This window comes from Thalassospira lucentensis (assembly GCF_011806425.1).
Lineage (GTDB): Bacteria > Pseudomonadota > Alphaproteobacteria > Rhodospirillales > Thalassospiraceae > Thalassospira > Thalassospira lucentensis_B.
Map to the genome: position 1 here is coordinate 30,359 of NZ_JAATOV010000004.1, position 19,843 is coordinate 50,201.

General features: G+C 54.2%; 14 protein-coding genes. 3 read left to right on the forward strand and 11 right to left on the reverse strand.

Annotation, left to right across the window (positions count from 1 at the left end; translation table 11 throughout):
* The 4 genes from HCZ99_RS13670 to HCZ99_RS13685 all read right to left on the reverse strand — a co-directional run bounded on the left by HCZ99_RS13670 (position 1) and on the right by HCZ99_RS13685 (position 5,474).
* On the reverse strand, positions 1 to 432 hold the full coding sequence (locus HCZ99_RS13670) for an NAD(P) transhydrogenase subunit alpha (RefSeq protein ID WP_167447581.1): 432 nt from the start codon (positions 430 to 432) through the stop codon (positions 1 to 3).
* A complete protein-coding gene (locus HCZ99_RS13675) occupies positions 425 to 1,588 on the reverse strand; it encodes a Re/Si-specific NAD(P)(+) transhydrogenase subunit alpha (protein ID WP_167447582.1) in 1,164 nt (387 codons plus the stop codon). Before HCZ99_RS13675 ends, HCZ99_RS13670 begins: the two co-directional genes overlap by 8 nt.
* A 738-nt stretch (positions 1,589 to 2,326) precedes the next feature.
* Positions 2,327 to 3,697 carry an ABC1 kinase family protein gene (locus HCZ99_RS13680; protein WP_167447583.1) on the reverse strand — a complete coding sequence of 457 codons (1,371 nt, stop codon included), beginning with the start codon at positions 3,695 to 3,697 and terminating at the stop codon, positions 2,327 to 2,329.
* A gap of 1 nt (position 3,698) precedes the next feature.
* A complete protein-coding gene (locus HCZ99_RS13685; protein WP_167447584.1) occupies positions 3,699 to 5,474 on the reverse strand; it encodes a M3 family oligoendopeptidase in 1,776 nt (591 codons plus the stop codon).
* Between the two features lie 544 nt (positions 5,475 to 6,018).
* Between HCZ99_RS13685 and HCZ99_RS13690 the strand changes: the two genes are divergently transcribed.
* Positions 6,019 to 7,839, forward strand: coding sequence for an AMP-dependent synthetase/ligase (locus HCZ99_RS13690; RefSeq protein ID WP_167447585.1), 1,821 nt, complete (start codon positions 6,019 to 6,021; stop codon positions 7,837 to 7,839).
* Positions 7,840 to 7,873: 34 nt separating this feature from the next.
* Positions 7,874 to 8,296 (forward strand): ATP-binding protein, encoded by a 423-nt coding sequence (locus HCZ99_RS13695; RefSeq protein ID WP_167447586.1) that lies wholly within the window; start codon positions 7,874 to 7,876, stop codon positions 8,294 to 8,296.
* A 50-nt stretch (positions 8,297 to 8,346) separates the two neighbouring features.
* Here the strand turns inward: HCZ99_RS13695 and HCZ99_RS13700 are convergent, their stop codons facing one another.
* Entirely contained in the window at positions 8,347 to 9,186 is an 840-nt protein-coding gene (locus tag HCZ99_RS13700; protein ID WP_167447587.1) for a DUF4197 domain-containing protein, read from the reverse strand.
* 148 nt (positions 9,187 to 9,334) lie between these two features.
* Entirely contained in the window at positions 9,335 to 11,926 is a 2,592-nt protein-coding gene (clpB, locus tag HCZ99_RS13705; RefSeq protein ID WP_167447588.1) for an ATP-dependent chaperone ClpB, read from the reverse strand.
* Between the two features lie 341 nt (positions 11,927 to 12,267).
* On the opposite strand from clpB, the gene HCZ99_RS13710 reads away from it, so the two are divergent.
* Complete coding sequence (locus tag HCZ99_RS13710) at positions 12,268 to 13,032, forward strand: MOSC domain-containing protein (protein WP_167447589.1); 765 nt, start codon at positions 12,268 to 12,270, stop codon at positions 13,030 to 13,032.
* A gap of 161 nt (positions 13,033 to 13,193) precedes the next feature.
* Here the strand turns inward: HCZ99_RS13710 and HCZ99_RS13715 are convergent, their stop codons facing one another.
* The 5 genes from HCZ99_RS13715 to hemA form a co-directional block, all read right to left on the reverse strand.
* Positions 13,194 to 14,795, reverse strand: a complete 1,602-nt coding sequence (locus HCZ99_RS13715; protein ID WP_167447590.1) for a type IV secretory system conjugative DNA transfer family protein — start codon at positions 14,793 to 14,795, stop codon at positions 13,194 to 13,196.
* Between the two features lie 344 nt (positions 14,796 to 15,139).
* Positions 15,140 to 16,015 (reverse strand): DUF4167 domain-containing protein, encoded by an 876-nt coding sequence (locus tag HCZ99_RS13720; protein ID WP_167447591.1) that lies wholly within the window; start codon positions 16,013 to 16,015, stop codon positions 15,140 to 15,142.
* Positions 16,016 to 16,467: 452 nt separating this feature from the next.
* On the reverse strand, positions 16,468 to 17,397 hold the full coding sequence (gene prmC / locus HCZ99_RS13725) for a peptide chain release factor N(5)-glutamine methyltransferase (protein WP_167447592.1): 930 nt from the start codon (positions 17,395 to 17,397) through the stop codon (positions 16,468 to 16,470).
* Between the two features lie 4 nt (positions 17,398 to 17,401).
* Complete coding sequence (prfA, locus tag HCZ99_RS13730) at positions 17,402 to 18,484, reverse strand: peptide chain release factor 1 (RefSeq protein WP_167447593.1); 1,083 nt, start codon at positions 18,482 to 18,484, stop codon at positions 17,402 to 17,404.
* Complete coding sequence (hemA, locus tag HCZ99_RS13735; RefSeq protein WP_368484266.1) at positions 18,481 to 19,836, reverse strand: glutamyl-tRNA reductase; 1,356 nt, start codon at positions 19,834 to 19,836, stop codon at positions 18,481 to 18,483. The genes prfA and hemA overlap by 4 nt, the downstream gene beginning before the upstream one ends.
* Positions 19,837 to 19,843 lie beyond the last annotated feature (7 nt).

Here is a 19,843-nt window from a genome sequence, read left to right on the forward strand (position 1 = left end):
CTACTTCTTCTTCTTGAACATTTGCAGCATGCGCTGGGCAACAATGAAGCCGCCAAAGATATTGACCGACGCCAGCACAACAGCAAGGAAGCCCATGACCTTGGACAGGTTCATGTCAACCGGGCCGGACGCCAGAAGCGCACCAACAATGATCACCGACGAAATGGCATTGGTCACCGCCATCAAGGGCGAATGAAGTGCCGGGGTTACTTTCCACACAACGTAATAGCCAACAAAGCAGGCCAGAACGAAAACCGTAAGCCCCATCACCGTCGGGCTGACACCCGTACTGTGAACGGTGGTTGTTACGGTGTTGGCCGCGTCCCCCGCACCATTGGCCAGCTTATCGGCCAACTGTGCAGCCTTTTCGGCCATTCCAAGGGCTGCATCGCGCAGCTCATTGGCATTTTGGGTTACCGACTGATCAGCCATTTGCGACCTCCTCGCCACCGAATTTCGGGTGAACGATCTTTCCATCGTGGGTCAGGCGGGTTTCTTTGATGATCTGATCTTCGCCATCAAAGACCAATGCGCCCTTTTCCGTATCGACAGAAAGCGTGATGAAGTTCAAAAGATTCTTGGCATACATCGCGGTTGCATCGGTTGCGACCGCACTTGTGATGTTTTCCGGGCCAATCAATTTCACGCCGTTATCCGTCGTGAAGGTCTGGCCAAGTTTCACACCCGCCACATTGCCACCGCGTTCGGCTGCCAAATCAATGATCACCGAACCCGGTTTCATGCCTGCCACCATATCGGCGGTGACAATTTCCGGGGCCGGACGGCCGGGGATAAGCGCTGTTGTGATCACAACATCGGTTTTCGCCAGAACTTCCTTAAGCTTATCGGCCTGCTTTTTCTTGTAGTCGTCCGACATTTCCTTGGCATAGCCACCGGATGTCTCGGCATCTTTTGCACTGTCGTCGTCGACTTCAATAAACGTCCCGCCAAGCGACTGAACCTGTTCCTTAACCGCCGGGCGCACATCAAATGCGGACACCACAGCACCAAGGCGCTTGGCAGTTGCAATCGCCTGCAAACCGGCAACACCGGCCCCAACCACAACAACGCGCGCCGGGGCAAGTGTGCCCGCTGCGGTCATCATCATCGGGTAAATGCGGCCAAATTCATGGGCGGCGTCAAGCACCGCGCGATAGCCCGCAAGGTTGGACTGCGACGACAAAACATCCATCGACTGTGCGCGTGAAATACGCGGCATCAATTCCATGGAATAGCCATCGACACCGGCCTTGGCCATGGCATCAAGAAGCTCTTTGCGGTCAAATGGTTCAAGCAGGGCCACAACCGCGGCCCCCTTTTTATAAGCACTAAGCTCATTGGTTTTACCGTCAATGACAGGTGGGCGCACCTTAAAGATGACATCGGCATCCTTAACGGTGGTTTTCATTGTCTTGGCAATGGTTGCCCCGGCATCGACAAAACGATCGTCGGGTATGGCGGCATCTATTCCGGCGCCAGCTTCAATTGCAACGTCAAACCCCAGTGATTTCAGCTTTTTGACTGTCTCTGGTGTGACGGCAACGCGCTTCTCACCGGGCCATATTTCCTTTGGAACGGCCAGTTTCATCGCGTTCGACCTCCTTCCCTTAAATCCTATGTTACGCATGGTGTTTTTTATTATTTACCGTGTGATCGGTATCAGGGCATCACAGTGCGCCCTGTTTGCTTCCGATTACAAGCTTCCCTTGCCAGATAAAGAAAAAGGCGGTTCTTCCAGCTTACGCAGAAGAAACCGCCCACTTTCCCACCACGCATTCCAAGACAGTTAAGTCTTAGCGACACATCAGGTCCCACCCGCCATCGGTGCTCAGGACAAACATTCAATGGCGCCCTTCTGTGTCTGCGTTGAAAGCAAGATGCGTTTTCCGCTTGATAACCTCAATATCAAAAAACATCGAAAAATCACTTTAACCAAATAACGGTTTATAATTCTCGAAAATAAATATGTGCGATTTTCCACACATTTTATATCCCCTACGGAACAGGTCTTTAAACCCCGGCCCGCACAATAGATCTTTGATATTGGTCAGTTTCCCCCATTTTACCCCCACGCAAGAAGTGAACATTATCTTACAAATAAACGCATAAGTCTTCATTTATCATGCCAACACCACCCAGAACGCGATAGGTTTTCGAACAAAAAGACGACGAAAAAAAATGCCGCGGGCACGAACACCTGCGGCATTTTGTCATGATAAGGGATCATTTCACGGACACTAGCACACCAAAAGCATGCCGATTCCGGACACAGAAAACACATAAACTGCGAATCTAATCCCCAAAATCGCAACCGCGCTTTTTAAAGTTATGGCCTTTCCAACCCAACCAACTTCAACGCCGCGTCCTGATCAGCGGCAAGTTTGGCGGGATCAAAGTCCCCAACCAGATCATTGAAAATCTGATACCAGTTCACATGCGCATCAAGGCGCAGGAACACCGCACCAAGTCCAACTGCCGCCCGATCCACCAGAACAAACTCACGCGGCGGCTTTACCCCGCCCACGGATTTCAGTTCCTTGTGCACTTTGGCCGCCACTTCCGCGCCATAGGCAACAGAATTGGTTTCGCCCATCTTGCGTTTGCGATCATCCAAAATCGGGCCATAGACAAAGCTGGCCCAGATGTTCAGCACATCAATCAGTTCGCGTGACGGATTTTCAAAGCCCCAGCTTTCATACGCCGAAACAGCCTTTTCCTCGTCCCCATCGCGAAGTGCTTCATAAAGGGTCAGCACCGCATTGACGAATTCGGGTTTGAAAATACGGATACAGCCAAAATCAAGCAGGTTCACCGACAGATCATCGCGCAGCGTATAGTTGCCCAAATGCGGATCGCCATGAATAACGCCATAGCGATAAAACGGCACATACCATGCGCGGAACATGTTCAGCGCCACTTGATTGCGCGCATCCTGATCGGCATCACTGTCCAAAAAGCTTTGGAATTTCTGCCCGCTTTGCCACGTCATGGTCAGCAAACGGCTGGTGGTTAAATCCTCCACCGGTTCGGGCACATGCACGGTGTTTTCGGTCGCCAGCATATGGCGATACAGCCGCATGTTTTTGGCTTCGCGTGTGTAATCAAGTTCTTCGCGCAGGCGTTCGGACAATTCATCTTGGATATTTTGCGCGTCAATCGCACTGTCATAGCGCTTATAAATCGCAAAGGCCGCGCGAAGCTGTTTTAGGTCGGCCTCAACCGTTGCCGACATATCGGGATATTGCAGTTTGCACGCAACATCGCGCCCATCGGGCAAGGTCGCCTTATGCACCTGGCCAAGGGATGCGGCCGCAACGGCTTCGCGGCTAAAATCGGTAAAGCTTGATTGCCATCCCGCCCCCAATTCGCTGCGCATGCGGCGCTTGACAAACAGCCACCCCATGCTCGGCGCATCGGCCTGAAGCGATGCCAAGGCCTCGGTATATTCCTTGGGCAGGGCATCGGGGATGCTCGATAAGATTTGCGCAACCTTCATCAACGGGCCCTTAAGCCCGCCAAGGGCTGAGGTCAGCTCGGCGGCGTATTTCGCATGATCGATTTCGCCGCCGAACACTTTCCCGGTGGCAAGGCGCGCAGCCAGCTTGCTGGCCGACGCCCCCACCCGTGCGTAACGACGAACCCGTCCGCCAAATCGGTTTTCTTCGTTTGGCGCGGTATAATCGTCGTCGTTACTCATATCAGGAAAGCTCCTCCAGCTCGTCGATCATGCGTTTGATCATGTTAAGCCCACGCTGCCAAAACGCCGGGTCCGATGCATCCAGACCAAACGGTGCCAGAAGCTCTTTATGGCGTTTCGTGCCGCCAGCTTTCAGCATCTCAAGATATTTCTGCTGGAAGCCGTCCTCGGCATTTTCATAAACGTCATAAAGCGAATTGACCAAGCAATCGCCAAACGCATAGGCGTAAACATAAAACGGTGAATGGATGAAGTGCGGAATGTAGGACCAGTAATATTTGTACTCGTCCTCATAGCGGATCGCATCACCCAGACTTTCATGCTGTACGGTCATCCAGATGTCGCAGATCTCATCGACCGTCAATTCACCTTCACGGCGTTTCTCATGGACGCGTTTTTCAAACTCAAAGAACGCAATCTGACGGACAACGGTGTTGAGCATATCCTCAACCTTACCCGCCAGCATGATGCGTTTCATTTTCGGATCGGTTTCCGCGCGCAACATCGACTGGAACGTCAACATTTCACCAAAGACCGACGCGGTTTCCGCCAGTGTCAGCGGGGTGTCAGACAGGAAATAACCCTGCTCACCGGCCAAAACCTGATGCACGCCATGGCCCAGCTCATGGGCAAGCGTCATCACATCGCGGGTTTTCCCGTGATAGTTCAGCAACAAATAAGGATGGGCAGACGGCACCGTTGGATGGGCAAACGCGCCCGATGATTTGCCCGCACGCGGCGGCACATCAATCCACGGATTATCAAAGAATTTCTGACCCACTTCGGCCAGTTCCGGCGAAAATTCACCATAGGCCTTAAGCACGGTCGAACGTGCCGTATCCCAATCGATCTGACGATCGTCATCATCAGGAAGCGGCGCATTGCGATCCCAATAATCAAGCTGATCAACACCAAACCATTTGGCTTTCAAACGGTAATAACGATGCGACAGGTCCGCATGGCTGTCTTTCACCGCGGTATTAAGCGCATCAACAACTTCGTCTTCAACCTGATTGGTCAGGTTGCGCGAGGAAACCGGGGTGTCAAACTTACGCAGGCGATCATCAATTTCCTTGTCTTTGGCAAGGGTATTGGTGACATGCGCCAAAAGTTTGATGTTTTTGCCCAAAACCTCGCCAATCGATTTGGCGGCCGCTTTGCGTTCTTCAACCTTGGTCGATGACAACATGTTCGACACGTCCGACATGGTCAGTTCTTCGCCATTAATCGGGAAACGAAGCTCGGCCATGGTCTGATCAAACAAACGCACCCACGCGGCCGATCCGGCCACACGGCGTTCATGCAAAACCTGCTCGACCTCATCAGAAAGCTGATGCGGACGGAACGCGCGGTTTTCATCCAAAAACGGACGATAGCGGCGCAGCTCTTCGCTTTGGGCATATTTCGCATCAAGCGATGCGTCATCAATGCGGTTAATCTCCAAGCCAAAGAACAAGGTCAGGCTGGAAATGCCGGTCATTTCTTCTTGAACCGACTGATAGAACTGCCCAATCGCCGGGTCGGAACTATCCCCCGCATAAAGCAACTGCGCATAAGACCCAATTTTACCGCAGATTTCGCTGACCGCTTCAAATTCGGCAATCGCCGCCATCAGCTCGTCCCCGGTCAGGCCATCAAGCTTGCCCTGATACGTGCTCTGAAATGCTTGCGAGCGGGACTTGGCATCATCAAGATCGCGCCGAATGGCCGGGTCTTTCGGATCGTTATAGAGATCAGTCAGATCCCACGTCGGCAAATTCTTGTTGATCGCGTTCATTTGTCCTCCAGACAGTCGACTTTATTTATATGCGTCACAGTATCTTATGGGCTGCGGGCAAAGGCTAAGCATCCAGCTCACATTCAGCCCATAAGATACTGCGCACCGATCATATATGACGCGACATGGGGCCGCGCCACCCCCCAATGGCATTGGCGTTGCACTTGGCCCCCATTGCGCTTGGCCCAACACACCCTGCCACCATACCGCGTGCGTGCCGCCGATCATATAAGCCCCACCACATGCTGCAACCTTGTTCACACCCCAAGGGATCAAATCCGGTGGTTTTTGCGTTTATCTGATCACAATATTGCGAGTGAAGGGCAATCACTGTCATTTTTTGGCTGCAAAGCACGATCATCCCTGATACCACACGTTTTTTTACGTAAATGTACGTAGGTGTCGACTTTATAAGGCAGTTGTGTAGACGTCACAGCATGCAGACCAGCACATTCTAACTGTGGTTGAACTGTTCGGCATCTCGCGTAACATGTTGCGTGCCTATTGCGACAAACAGAAACGAAAATAAAGGCAAGGAACCGTCATGACGAATTTGCAGGATTATGCCAACTGGCAGAACTTGCCCGCGATGTTTTTTGAAAAGGCCAAGGCATACGGCGACGCACCGTTTGTTTGGACAAAAAGCCGCGAAACCGGGGAATTTGTCGCGACGACATGGAACGAGGCCGCCGATCAGGTGCGCGCAATCGCCAAATCACTGTATGATATTGGCGTGCGGCCCGGTGATCGGGTTTTGCTGGTGTCGGAAAACCGCACTGAATGGGGTATTGCCGACCTTGCCATCATGTGTGTCGGGGCGATGACCGTTCCGGCCTATACCACCAATACCGAACGCGATCACTTGCACGCCATCGAAGACAGCGGTGCGGCGGTCGCCATCATCTCGACCAAAAAACTGGCCCAGCCCTTTTTGCATGCCGCCCTTGATAGCGGGCGCTGCCGTCATGCCATCATGATGGAAGAATGGGGCCAAAGCTTTGTCGGGGACATCACCATCACCCCCTGGACCGAGGTCATCGCCAATGGTCAGTGCCTCAACCACGATGTCGATGCGTGGGTATCTGGGATTAAGCGCGATGACATTGCCTGCCTGATTTACACATCGGGCACGGGCGGCGCGCCCAAGGGCGTCATGCTGTCGCACGGGGCGGTCATTTCAAACTGCATGGGTGCGTTTGACATCATTGATACGCTGGGCATTGGCGACGAAGTCTTTTTGTCCTTCTTGCCGCTGTCGCATTCCTATGAACACACCGCCGGGCTTTATTTCCCGATCAGTATCGGCGCACAGATCTACTATGCCGAGAGCATCGACAAACTTGCCGCCAACCTGGCCGAAGTTCGCCCGACCATCATGACCGCCGTGCCGCGCCTTTATGAAATGCTCTATCAACGCATGAGCCGCATGGTCGAAAAAGAAGGCGGCTTCAAACAGAAACTGTTTAACCTGACCCTGCGTCTGGGGCGCAAAACCTACGAAGGCGAACGCCTTGGCCTGATTGAAAAATTCCAGAACTTTATCTGCGAAATCCTGCTCCGCCGCAAATTGCGCCAGCGTTTTGGTGGCCGGATCAAGGCGATGGTGTCGGGCGGCGGGCCGCTGAACTATGAACTCGGCGTCTTGTTTGTGTCGTGTGGCATTCGCATCCTCCAAGGATACGGTCAGACGGAATTTGCCCCGGTTGTGTCGTGTAACCGTGCCGAAAACAACAAACTGCGCACTGTCGGCCCACCGATGGTCGGCGCCGAAGTCAAAATCGCAGATGACGGTGAAATCCTGCTGCGCGGCGAAAGCATGATGAAAGGCTACTGGAACCTGCCCGACGTCACGGCGGCCACCATCATTGATGGCTGGTTGCATACCGGCGACATCGGCATGTTCGACGAAGAAGGCAGCCTGATGATCACCGACCGCAAAAAGGATATCATCGTGAATTCCGGCGGCGATAATATCTCGCCCCAGCGGATCGAAGGTCTGATGACCTTGGAAACCGAGATTTCCCAAGCCATGGTTTACGGCGATGACAAGCCCTATCTGGTGGCAGTGATTTGGCCCGATGACGAGGTAATGCGTGAATTTGCCCGCGAACATTCGATCGCAAACAATATCGATGACCTCGCGCAAAATGATGCATTCCGCAAAATGATCCGTGCGGCGATTGATCGGGTGAATACCCGCCTGTCGACCATCGAAAAAGTCCGCAGCTTCATGTTCGCAAACGAGGCCTTTGGCATCGACAATGCGATGCTAACCCCGTCGATGAAAATCCGTCGTCATAAAATCCGTGATGCCTATGGCACGCAGCTTGATGCGCTCTATCAGCGTAAACGCAAGGGGCAGTAACATCGCCCCACCCACCGCAAAGGCTGCCCGGTAAATGGCAAATCGCCCAAAATCATCGCAAAGCTTAACCCTGATCCGGGGCCTCCCCGGATCAGGGAAATCCACCTTGGCCACCGCCTTGGCGGCCCAAACCGGCGCCACACATCTTGAGGCCGACCAGTTCATGGTCGACCGCTCAGGTGCCTATCGCTTTGATCCACGACGCCTGCGCGATGTTCACCAAACCTGCGAAAACGCCTGTAATGACGCTTTGGGGGCTGGCAACAGTGTCATTGTCGCCAACACCTTTACCGAAATCTGGGAAATGCAGGCCTATCTCGACATGGCAGAACGCTTTGGCGTGACGCTTCAAATCATTGAATGTCACGCCCCGTTTGACAACACCCACGGCGTTCCAAACGACAAGATCAAAATCATGCGCGACCGCTGGGAAACCCTGCCGGAAAAGTACCGCTAAGCACCGACCTGCGCCGCTATGCCCTTAACAGCCGACCTTCCTGACAACGCTTACTTCGCCGCCGAAAACACCTTTTTCAGCACATCCGTCGTCCACCGCGCCGGGTCACTTCGAATGTCGGCTTCCTGAACGGCGATATAATGAAACAGCCCTTCCATCGCCTTGTCCGTGGCGTGATCGGTCAAAGAGCTTTTTAAATCCGGCACAAACGGCAATGTTTCATATTGCCCGACCATCTGATCATACATCGACAATGCCCCGGTATCGGCCAGCGCTTCGCTAATCACCGGGCGCAGACGGGATTCAATATCGCCCCCCGATACCCGACGTAAATAACGCGTCGCCGCATCATCAGGCCCCTGCAAAATGCCCTTGGCATCGGTCAGGGTCATCTGGCGAACCGCATTGACCAAAATATCGCCCGCTTCACTCATGGTGCTTTCGGCTGCCCGGTTCATGCGCAATTCGATTTCATCGGCATAGCTTCCAAGCCCGGCCTTGTTCATCAACTGTTGCGCGGTTTGAACACTTGCCGGCAATGGAATATGCGCCGCCGGATCGGCGTTAAACCCATCCTTTGCGCCAAGCTGGGCGGTTACCGCATCCACCCCGGCATCCAGCGCCTGTTTCAATCCCTGCTCGACCGTATCGGATGACAATGCGGAAACCGCGGCACTGCCAACCGACGATGATGAAGTTGATGATGAAGATGAAGACGCAGCACCACTATCGCCGCCCTCAGATTGCTTCATCACATCGCCAAGCGCGTCTTTGGCCTTATCAAAAAAGGACTGCGCCATCACGGGCTGCGCAATACCCGCACCGATGATCCCGATGGCAAGGGCCATGGTGCGCATGCGCACCGACGAACGATTTTTGACTGCCTGCATGGTAAATCCCGGTCCGTTTTTTGATGGTAAACAATGATGGCGAATGCTGCTTTTGAATATGGTTTCTATCGTGCCCAATAATCATGGCCCGAAAAAGACAAAACCCCGGCCAATTGACCGGGGTTTTGCATGTGTGGGTTATCGGGTCTTATTCAATGACCTCGACCTTTTTACCGTTCAGCAAAAGGTCCGCGCCCTCGACGGAAACCGGGACAGCATCGCCATCCTTAATCCCGCCTTCAAGGATCTGCATCGCCAGCGGGTTTTGCAGATACCGCTGGATGACGCGTTTAAGCGGACGCGCGCCATAGACCGGGTCATAGCCTTTTTCCGCCAGCCAATCCTTGGCCCCGTCATCAAGTTTCAGTTCAATCTTGCGATCAAACAGAAGCTTTTCCAAACGGCCCAGCTGGATATCGACAATCGTGCCCATCTGTTCGCGCTGCAAACGATGGAACAGGATCACTTCATCCAGACGGTTCAGGAATTCCGGACGGAACGATGCCCGAACAATTTCCATCACCTGACTGCGCACTTCGCCACTGTCATGACCCGCTTCCTGATTGGCAAGAATTTCGCCCCCCAAGTTAGAGGTCAGGATAATCAGCGTATTGCGGAAATCGACAACACGTCCCTGCCCGTCGGTCAAACGCCCTTCGTCCAGGACCTGCAGAAGCACGTTAAACACATCTGGATGTGCTTTTTCGACCTCATCAAACAGGATCACCTGATACGGACGGCGACGGACCGCCTCGGTCAAGGAACCGCCTTCTTCATAGCCGACATACCCCGGAGGGGCGCCGATCAACCGCGCAACGGCATGTTTTTCCATGAATTCGGACATATCAATCCGCTGCATGGCCTGTTCATCATCAAACAGGAACTGCGCCAGTGCTTTGGTCAACTCGGTTTTACCAACCCCGGTTGGGCCAAGGAACAAGAACGACCCCATTGGACGGTTCGGGTCTTGAAGGCCCGCACGTGCCCGGCGTACCGCATTGGAAATCGACCGCACCGCTTCATCCTGGCCGACGACCCTTTTGCGCAGGGTATCTTCCATTTCAAGAAGCTTTTCGCGTTCGCCTTCCAGCATCTTGTCCACGGGAATACCGGTCCAGCGTGACACGATCGATGCGATGTGCTTTTCAGTCACCGCTTCTTCCTTGATGCCGTCGGCCTGATCGTCCTCTGCTTTTTCCAGCAACCGCTCAAGTGCGGGGATTTCTTCGTATTGAAGCTGCCCGGCACGATCAAGCTTGCCATCGCGCATCGCACGTTCAAGTTCACCGCGTGCAATATCAAGCTGTTCCTTGATATGCGTCGATGCGGCCATTTCGGTTTTCTGCGCTTCCCACTTGGCGGTCAGCGACGCCGAACTGCTTTCAAGCCCGACAAGCTCTTTTTCCAGTCGACCAAGGCGATCTTTCGATGCGCTATCGTCTTCCTTCTTCAAAGCTTCTCGTTCGATCTTAAGCTGGATGATCCGACGATCCAGTTCATCGATTTCTTCCGGTTTGGAATCAAGCTCCATACGCATCCGCGATGATGCTTCATCCATCAGGTCAATCGCCTTATCGGGCAAGAACCGATCGGTGATGTACCGGTTGGACAAGGTTGCCGCCGCCACAAGTGCGGCATCCGCAATCCGAACCCCGTGATGAAGTTCGTATTTATCCTTAATCCCACGCAGGATCGATACCGTATCGGCAACCGTTGGCTCGGACACGAACACCGGCTGGAACCGCCGCGCAAGGGCTGCGTCCTTTTCAATGTTCGTGCGATATTCATCAAGCGTCGTCGCACCGATGCAATGCAGTTCCCCACGGGCCAAAGCCGGTTTCAAAAGGTTGGAGGCATCCATCGATCCCTCTGCCTTACCAGCCCCGACCAGGGTGTGCATTTCATCAATGAACAGCACGACCTTACCGGCCTCAGATTCAATTTCGCTCAAAACCGCTTTAAGGCGTTCTTCAAACTCGCCGCGGAATTTCGCACCGGCAATCAACGCCCCAAGATCAAGAGACAGAAGTTTCTTGTCCTTAAGCGTTTCAGGCACATCACCCTTCACAATCCGAAGGGCAAGTCCCTCGGCAATGGCGGTTTTACCCACGCCGGGCTCACCGATCAAAACCGGGTTGTTTTTGGTCCTGCGCGACAGAACCTGTATGGCACGACGGATTTCCTCGTCCCGGCCAATCACCGGGTCAAGTTTGCCCTCACGCGCCGCTTCCGTCAGGTCGCGGGCGTATTTTTTCAACGCGTCATACTGGTTTTCCGCACCGGCACTATCGGCAGTCCGGCCTTTGCGGATGTCATTGATCGCACCGTTCAACGCCTGTGCGGTCACACCTGCATCGGCCAACACTTTACCGGCGACGGATTTCGGATCAAGCGCAATGGTCAGAAGCAACCGTTCAGCGGTGACAAAGCTATCACCGGCTTTCTTGGCCACGTCCTGTGCCTGTTCGATCAGTCGGGCAAATTCAGATGACAGATAAATCTGGCCGTTTCCGCCAGATACCTTTGGCAATTTGGCAAGTTCCGCCGCACAGCGCTGCTGCGCCAGCTTTGGCTTGCCGCCTGCTGCCGTGATCAGATTGGCTGCCAGACCTTCTTCGTCGTCCAGCAACACTTTCAAAAGATGGATCGGCACAAATTGCTGATGGTTTTCCCGCAACGCCAGCGACTGCGCCGACTGCAGGAAACCTTTTGACCGGTCCGTAAAGTTCTCAAATTCCATTCCTGTTACTCCTCGAGTCAACAGTGTTCATAAGATGTGGACCTTCTTGGAAGCATCCACGGCCTAAACGATGAATAAATTATAGATTTTTTCACCGTCGACTACCTTGATATGTATCACTTTACCCGCTTCGCAAGCCGATACCCCTACAAAAGTTGCAAGAATTATTTGTGCGCCGCAGCATATTTTCTGTCATTGTTAAAACCTACTGCCAAGGGCGCTGAATTTGCACGCAAAGCAAGGGTTGCCACGCGCAAAACAACGCATTAACGTCACGGCAAAACCATGCCACTGCGCCCGCCGAAAATGGCATGATAAAGCGCCAAACAGGAAGAACGACCATGACTGTCCAGCTCAAAGCCATCAAACGGTACCCGGTCAAAGGGATGCGCGGCATTGATATGTCCGAGGCCCAGATCAAAGCCCACAAAATGATCACCGATGACCGGCGCTTTGTCATTGCCACCCAATCTTCGACCGGGCAGGACGGTGTTAACGCATGGGCACGCAAACGCAACTTCCTGCAATTGGTCAACACCCCCAAACTGACCGAGATTGGCACCGAATATGACGAAGCCACCTCGACCTTAACGATCTTGCGCAATGGCCGCGCGATCTGCAAAGGCAATCTTGATCAGGCGATGGGCCGCACCGTGATCGAAGATTTCCTGACCGCGTTTCTCAAAAACGATATCGCAGGCAGCCCCAAAATCTATTCCGTGCCCGACGTTCAGTTTGGCGACATGGAAGAACCCTATATCTCGGTTCTGAACCTGGCCTCGATCCGCGATTTTGGCGAGCGGATTGTACAATCTGAAATCGATCCGATGCGCTTTCGCGGCAATCTTCTGATTGATGGCCTCGCCCCATGGAAAGAGCTTGAGTGGCAAGAAGGCCAGACCGTCACGATCAATGACGCCACGTTCCGTGTTGTTCACCCCATCACGCGCTGCAAAGCCACCAGCATCGATCCGGAAACGGCCGTTTCGGATATCAACGTCCCGCTGATGCTGCGCAAAGGGGTCAATCACCTTTACATGGGCATGTATGTTGAGGCCACCAACGACGCAGTCATCAAACCGGGCGACGAACTGACCATCTCCTGATCTCACCTGATCCTCTCGTAACCTCACCTGAGTATCTCACGCCCCTCACCGGATCCGCTCGTCATCCTCACCCGATCCGGCCGGGCAACGCATGCACCGCCGCCAACGCCCGCCAATCCGCACGCTTAAACACCCCGCCGCCGTTGGGGTGATCCGCTGCCCTAAGCGGGGTTATAGGTCGGCGCGTGCACGGCGATCCCGTCAAATAGCGGATCATGATACCAATCGATCCGGTGCGCCTTGATTGGCGGCACGCCCTTGCGAAACAGGATTTGTTCTTCCTTGGGAAAACGCGCAACGTCGGGCGATTTTAAAATCGGCTGCATGTCGCGCCCGCGCAAATGAACCGGGCGGTCGGTTGCCTCCCCACTTCCGGTATCGTCAAATTTTGACATCGCGGTCAGGCCCGACACCCAATCAAGGTTAAACGCCCCGTCCTGGCTCAGCACCGAAATCGCATCCACCCGCCCAACAACATTTTCCCAATTCAGGCACACATCCATCAATCCGCTCACCCCGCTAAAGCCGGGCCAAACAACCATGCCTTCGCCGTATCCCCCGCCCAGCAAACGCTCAAACAACGGCATCCGCCCGACATGTTCAATCCCGTCCATCAGGACAAGGAATTCCGGATCGCCGCTTTTCCAATTGCGCTGACTAAGCAAGTTCATCATCGCCACCAGCATCACCCGGCTAAACGATATGTGGACTTCCGGCGCATCCCCGCCCAGTTGCCCAATGACGAAAATGGAAACCGCCCCTTTGGCAATGTCGTCCAATTCAAAGCTGCTTTTGCTGACAACACGCGCGATCTGCGGATTATCAAACTCCGCCGTGGCCCCGCGACAGGCCTCGATGATCTTCATGCGCTGATCTTCGCTCATATCAAGGATATTCAGCGCCACATCTGAAATCCGGCCATCGGCGGAATCAATGTTCATCAGCTCTTCAAGGATTTTATAAAACCGGTGCGATGGCATAATCAAGTTACGCCGCACTTCGCCCAATGTTCGGTTTTCCTTGGCACTGGTCAAAAGGGTATGAACAATAAAGCCCTGCAACAAAGACCGCGCAAGCCGCGCTTCCTTCTCGTCCAGTTCATTGACAAAGACCGGCGCCAACAAGGTATCAGCGATCAAACCGGTATCGGTGATCATGCCCTCGCCCTGCTGGCGGATAAAATCAAACGGGTTGAACTGATCGGTTTCAAATCCGCTCTGGCCATGCGGATCAATCACAATCAAATTTTGGCCAAGCCGCCGACGCCGTTCATGAATGGCGCGAAAAATACTGCCATAGCGTTCATAAACAAACAGATTGCCAGTATGGAGCAACGCGTTGGGTTCGGCACTGGCGCGGTAATATTCTTCGGGCGTGGTCGAAAAGGTCAAAACACGTTTAAGGCCCGACGCCCCGATCAAACTTTTATCATCGCCCCAACGCCCCAACACCAAGGTCGGATTGCTTTCAAGCATCTTGCGACCGTCCAAATCTTCGCGCTTGGCCCATTGGCCTTCGGCCTTGATTTTTGCCGCCTGTGCCGGGGACATCGATTTTGTCGGACGGCTGTTTTTGCCACCGGACGCGGATGATTTTGTCCGGTTCAGCGCAATCACAATCAGTGGCAAGAACATCGGGATGATAAAGCAAACAGCCCCCAAAAGCGCCATTTCATAATCGCCGCTAAACAGACCAAGTGCTACCACCATCGCACCAAGCGCCCACAGCAACACCATGACAACCCGAAACAAGCCTGTCCCCATTAAACACTCCCTCAATGTTGCCGTTTGCTTGGCCCCGTTGGTCCCGTCGCGCTGCGATACGGCGACGCAATGATCACTTCTTTACCGTGATCTTATATAAACAAATACCAACTATACGTAAGGGTTGCACGTCTTATTCTTCTAATTAACCCAAAGGCATAAGAGATAATCGCAATCCCCGCCCCAAATGACTGCCCCCAAATGACAGCATCCACCCGCGATCAGCGACAAACAGCAAACCGCCCCCAGTAAACCGCACCTCGTAAACCGCACATAGCAAAACACCCCGCAGAATGATTTCCGCTGGGGTGTTTTACGTAACAGGCAATTAGTAAATGTCGTGATCAGGCCGAAACGGGTTCGGTCCCTTCATCAGATGACGCATCGCCACCTTCGCCGTCTTCACGGCCGGCTGCCCGGCTGCGTCCACGACGCGCTGTCGGATGACGGCCACGTGTGCGCGCGGTACCTGCTGCGGCACGGCGCGGCTTTTTCTTTTCTTCGCCGTCCTGACCTGCATCGGTGCTGGCGTCTGGCGCTGCATTATCTGCATCAGATGCTGCTGCCGCGGGCGTTGCGATTTCTGCTGGCGCATCCGCATTGGCACCCGCCACTGCAATCACGTCATCAGATGCCGGGGCCGCATCGGCATTTGCCGGTTTGCGGGGACGGCGTGCATCGGTACGACGGGCACGCGGTGCGCGTTTCGGCTTTTCTTCACCACCATCAGCAGACGCCGCAACGGTATTTTCCTGGCTGGCATTGTCGCCGCCATTATTGTCCCGGTTGGTGTTGTCGCTGTTTGGTGCGCCGTTGGCTGCATCGTCAGATGCCGCAACCGTTTCGGTGTTTGCGCCCTGCCCATCGCGTTGATTGGGCTGGTTATCACCGCGATCGTCGCGATTGTTACGCTGATTACGTTGACGGTTGTTGTTGTTATTGCTGTTATCGCCGCCGCGTTCTTCGCGACGTTGATTTTCCCATTCCTGCGCAGCTTGCAAGATACGGTAGTAATGTTCAGCATGCTGATAATAGTTTTCAGCCAGAACCGGATCGTCAGTACAATCCTTGGCCAGCGAAACATATTTCTCGTGAACCTGTTGCGCGTTACCGCGAACACGTCCATCTGGACCATTACTATCAAAATTCTGAAATTTTGGATTTACTGGACGTTTATTAGGCTGTTGCCGTCCGCGCGGACGTTTATTGTTATTTCTCATATCAACATGACTTTGGTGTTGAAGGACAATCCGGTGACATCATCGGTCCCGGAACCACTCCGTCTGAAAAACATATTTCCCGCTAAACAGACCCGATCAAACGGCATCAAGATAAATCAACCAAGAACCTTATCAGGAACGGAGATTATTAACTGTTTACTGGGGAACACGGCGCTTTCATAAGCGCGTCGGGCACCCGGCCCGTTCAAACCAACCTATATGGCTTATTCAGTTATTCCAACTGTTTTTTTCATTGCCAAACGCTTTTTTTCACATAGGTCATATGCAGAAGCAAAAGCGTTTCACTTTTAAGCTGTGTCGTTTTGCCGAAGCCCGCCTTTTGCCAGGCAAAGAAAGCCCTACACAGCGCAGCAGCACAACGATCAAGGGCCTTGACGAAGCGCGGTAAAAGGCCGTCGCGACAAAATGCTGCAGGTTAAATGCGCCACGCTCTAAATCACGCAGCGCCCCACGGAACAGCGGGTTTTCTTCGCGGCAACACACCGGACAATGCCGCCAAGATCTTCGCGGTGTTCAACGCCGACAAACCCGGCCTCCACCAGCAAATGCCCCACATCGGCTTCCTGCCCACGGCCAATCTCAAAAATCACAAACCCGCCCGGCTTGGTCAATTCAAACGCGGTCTTTGATAAAATCCGATAGGCTGCCAGTCCATCACCCTCGTCGGTCAAGGCACGCCGTGGGTCAAACTTTTGGACCTCCGGGCTTAAGCTGTCCATCTCGTCGCGGGTGATATAGGGCGGGTTGGACATCACAAGGTCAAACCCCGCTTCGCGCTCGGCGGGGCTTAGCGCACTATCCCAATCAGACACCCGAAATTCCGCCTGATCTTCCATCTCAAGCGCGGCTGCATTTTGCTGTGCGCAGGCAACCGCCCCGTCACTGATATCAAGCCCGATACCCGTTGATCCCGGCAAATCGCCAAGGGTCGACAACAACAAACACCCGGTTCCCGTCCCGAAATCAACGATGCGCGGCGCATCCGCGTCTTCAAGGAAATCAATCGCCCACTCGACCAGTGTTTCACTATCGGGGCGCGGTTCCAACGTATCGGGGGCCAGCTTAAAGGTATGACGCCAAAAATCACGCTCCCCCAAAATGCGGCCAACCGGCTCATTCTGGGTGCGCCGTGTAATCATATCGCGAAAGACCGCAACCTTGTCGGGCGCAACCGCGTCTTCGGGCCATGCCGTAATCCGGCCACCATCCACACCCGCCGCACGGGCCAGCAAAATACGCGCATCCATGCGTGCATTTTCGATCCCGGCCGCATTCAGCGCCGCAACAGCCTCGGCCATCAACGTACCAAGTGTCGCGCCACGGATCGCACCATCATGCGGGGTCGGATGGTCACCTGCCATGATCTTAACTTTCGATCTCGGCCAGTTTCTGTGCCTGTTCTTCGGAAATCAGGGCATCAACCATTTCATCGACCGATGGGCCACCGGCAATGAAATCATCCAACCGATACAGCGTCAGGTTAATACGGTGATCAGACACACGTCCCTGCGGGAAGTTATAGGTCCGAATACGTTCGGAACGATCCCCCGAACCGACCTGTGATTTACGGTCGGCGGCACGGGCGGTGTCCTTGCTTTCGCGTTCCTGATCATACAGGCGCGACAGCAACATCTTCATCGCTTTTTCTTTGTTCTTATGCTGGGATTTTGCTTCTTGGCTGGCCGCAACCACGCCGGTCGGAATATGGGTAATCCGCACCGCACTATCGGTCGTGTTGACGTGCTGGCCACCGGCCCCTTGCGACCGGTATGTATCAATGCGCAAATCCTTGGGATCAACACGAATATCAACTTCTTCCGCTTCGGGCAAAACCGCAACCGTTGCCGCAGACGTGTGAATACGCCCGCCACCCTCGGTCACCGGCACACGCTGAACGCGGTGCACGCCACTTTCAAATTTCAACCGGGCAAACACATCGGTCCCCGACACGTTGACGATGACTTCCTTAAACCCGCCAAGGTCGTTTTCGCTGGCATCCATCTGCTCAAACTTCCAGCCGCGCCCTTCGGCATACCGCTGATACATCCGATACAGATCGGCCGCAAACAGGGCGGCTTCTTCGCCCCCCGTCCCGGCGCGGATTTCAAGGATGGCGTTCTTGCTGTCCGCACTGTCTTTGGGGATCAGCATCAGCTTAACGGCGTGTTCGGCCTCAGGCAGCTTTTCCTGAATTTCGTACTTTTCCGCCTCGGCCATTTCGCGCATATCGCGGTCGCCTTCTGGATCGGCCAAAATTTCCTTGGCTTCATCCAGATCGTTTAACAGCTTGCGATAAACTTCAATCGCCTCAACCACCGGCGACAAATCAGCATGTTCGCGCGACAGTTTGACAAAATCATCCCCATCAAGCTCGCCACTCGACAGAAGTGAATTAAGCTCGTCGAACCGGCGTACAACACCATCGAGTTTCCCAAGGTCCAGACTCACTCTTTCTTCTCCTGTTCGGGGTCGGTCGGGGTGTCTTCATCCCCAACCCGTTTGTCATCAAGATCAAATAAACGCGCCAACAGTTTCTGGGCCTTCACCCACTCAACCGTGCCAGCACCTTCTGTCGTCGTCGCCAAGTCTTTTAGGGCCTTGGTCGGCGTATGCAACAATCGATTAATCAAAAGCCGCGTTGCCTTTTCCGCATCGCCGTGACTTTCGTTTAACGCATCTGCGCGCACCATTTCAAAACGTCGGCGCAAATCGGCAATTGCGGGGACGGCGGCACGCTGGGCACGCCCGCGTACAAAACCATCCAGCTCCGCCTCAATCAGTGCCCAGGCCTCATCGGCCTTTTCTTCACGTCCGCCGCGCCCTTCGGCGGCAATATTTTCAAGGTCCTCCAGACGATACAGGAAAACCTCGTCAATCTCGTCAACCTGCGGATCAATGTCGCCGGGAACGGCGGTATCAATCATCAAAACCGGGCGATACCGGCGGCGCTTTACCGCGGCCAGCGCACGGTCGCGATCAATCATATACCGCCGTGAACCACCCGCCGTCAGGATAAGGTCCGCCTCAGCCATCAACCGATCAAGGTCATCCATTTCCGACCAATGGCAATCAAGACGCCGGGCGACAAGGCGTGCGCGTGCGGCCAAACGATCCGTCACCAAAATGCGGCCAATGCCGCGTTCGGCCAACGATGCGGCGATCAATTCGCCCATATCACCGGCCCCGGCCAGCAACAGGGTGCAATCTTTTAAATCGCCATGTAAATCACGCGCAACCGATTGGGCCGCTGCGGCAATGGAAACCGCCCCTTGCCCAATGCCGGTTTGATTGCGGACCTTTTTGGCAATCGCATATGCCGTCTGGTAAACCAGTTCAAGCTCACGCCCAACAAGGTCATGCGCGCGTGCAATCCGATGGGCGTCCTTGACCTGACCAAAAACTTCCGGTTCGCCAATCACCAAACTGTCAAGCGATGCGGCAACCGCAAACATGTGGCGCAATGCATCGCGCCCGGACCGGATATAAAGCTCGGCGGCCAATTGATCACGATCCACATCCGCCCAAAGCGACATCAGATCGATCAACCGTTCCCGGCCGCGCTCGGCCTCGGACGCCAAAAGATGAATTTCCGTGCGGTTGCACGTCGATAACACAACCGCCTGCCCCAAACGGGCTTGGGCAATTGCCGATAAAAACTGTGGCAGGCGGGCTTCGTCAATGAACAGACGGTCGCGGGTATCTTCGCTCGACCGCCGATGATTGGTGCCGATCACCAAAAGGCGATCTAGCGGCCAATCTCCGGCATCGTCCTGCGAAATCCCGTCTGCCCCGTCTGCCACGCCTTAA

Excerpts from the sequence above, each read along its gene's own strand:
- HCZ99_RS13670 (WP_167447581.1), bottom strand. The coding sequence starts at position 432 with ATGGCTGATCAGTCGGTAACCCAAAATGCCAATGAGCTGCGCGATGCA.
- HCZ99_RS13675 (WP_167447582.1), bottom strand. The coding sequence starts at position 1,588 with ATGAAACTGGCCGTTCCAAAGGAAATATGGCCCGGTGAGAAGCGCGTT.
- HCZ99_RS13680 (WP_167447583.1), bottom strand. The coding sequence starts at position 3,697 with ATGAGTAACGACGACGATTATACCGCGCCAAACGAAGAAAACCGATTT.
- HCZ99_RS13685 (WP_167447584.1), bottom strand. The coding sequence starts at position 5,474 with ATGAACGCGATCAACAAGAATTTGCCGACGTGGGATCTGACTGATCTC.
- HCZ99_RS13690 (WP_167447585.1), top strand. The coding sequence starts at position 6,019 with ATGACGAATTTGCAGGATTATGCCAACTGGCAGAACTTGCCCGCGATG.
- HCZ99_RS13695 (WP_167447586.1), top strand. The coding sequence starts at position 7,874 with ATGGCAAATCGCCCAAAATCATCGCAAAGCTTAACCCTGATCCGGGGC.
- HCZ99_RS13700 (WP_167447587.1), bottom strand. The coding sequence starts at position 9,186 with ATGCAGGCAGTCAAAAATCGTTCGTCGGTGCGCATGCGCACCATGGCC.
- clpB (WP_167447588.1), bottom strand. The coding sequence starts at position 11,926 with ATGGAATTTGAGAACTTTACGGACCGGTCAAAAGGTTTCCTGCAGTCG.
- HCZ99_RS13710 (WP_167447589.1), top strand. The coding sequence starts at position 12,268 with ATGACTGTCCAGCTCAAAGCCATCAAACGGTACCCGGTCAAAGGGATG.
- HCZ99_RS13715 (WP_167447590.1), bottom strand. The coding sequence starts at position 14,795 with ATGGGGACAGGCTTGTTTCGGGTTGTCATGGTGTTGCTGTGGGCGCTT.
- HCZ99_RS13720 (WP_167447591.1), bottom strand. The coding sequence starts at position 16,015 with ATGAGAAATAACAATAAACGTCCGCGCGGACGGCAACAGCCTAATAAA.
- prmC (WP_167447592.1), bottom strand. The coding sequence starts at position 17,397 with ATGGCAGGTGACCATCCGACCCCGCATGATGGTGCGATCCGTGGCGCG.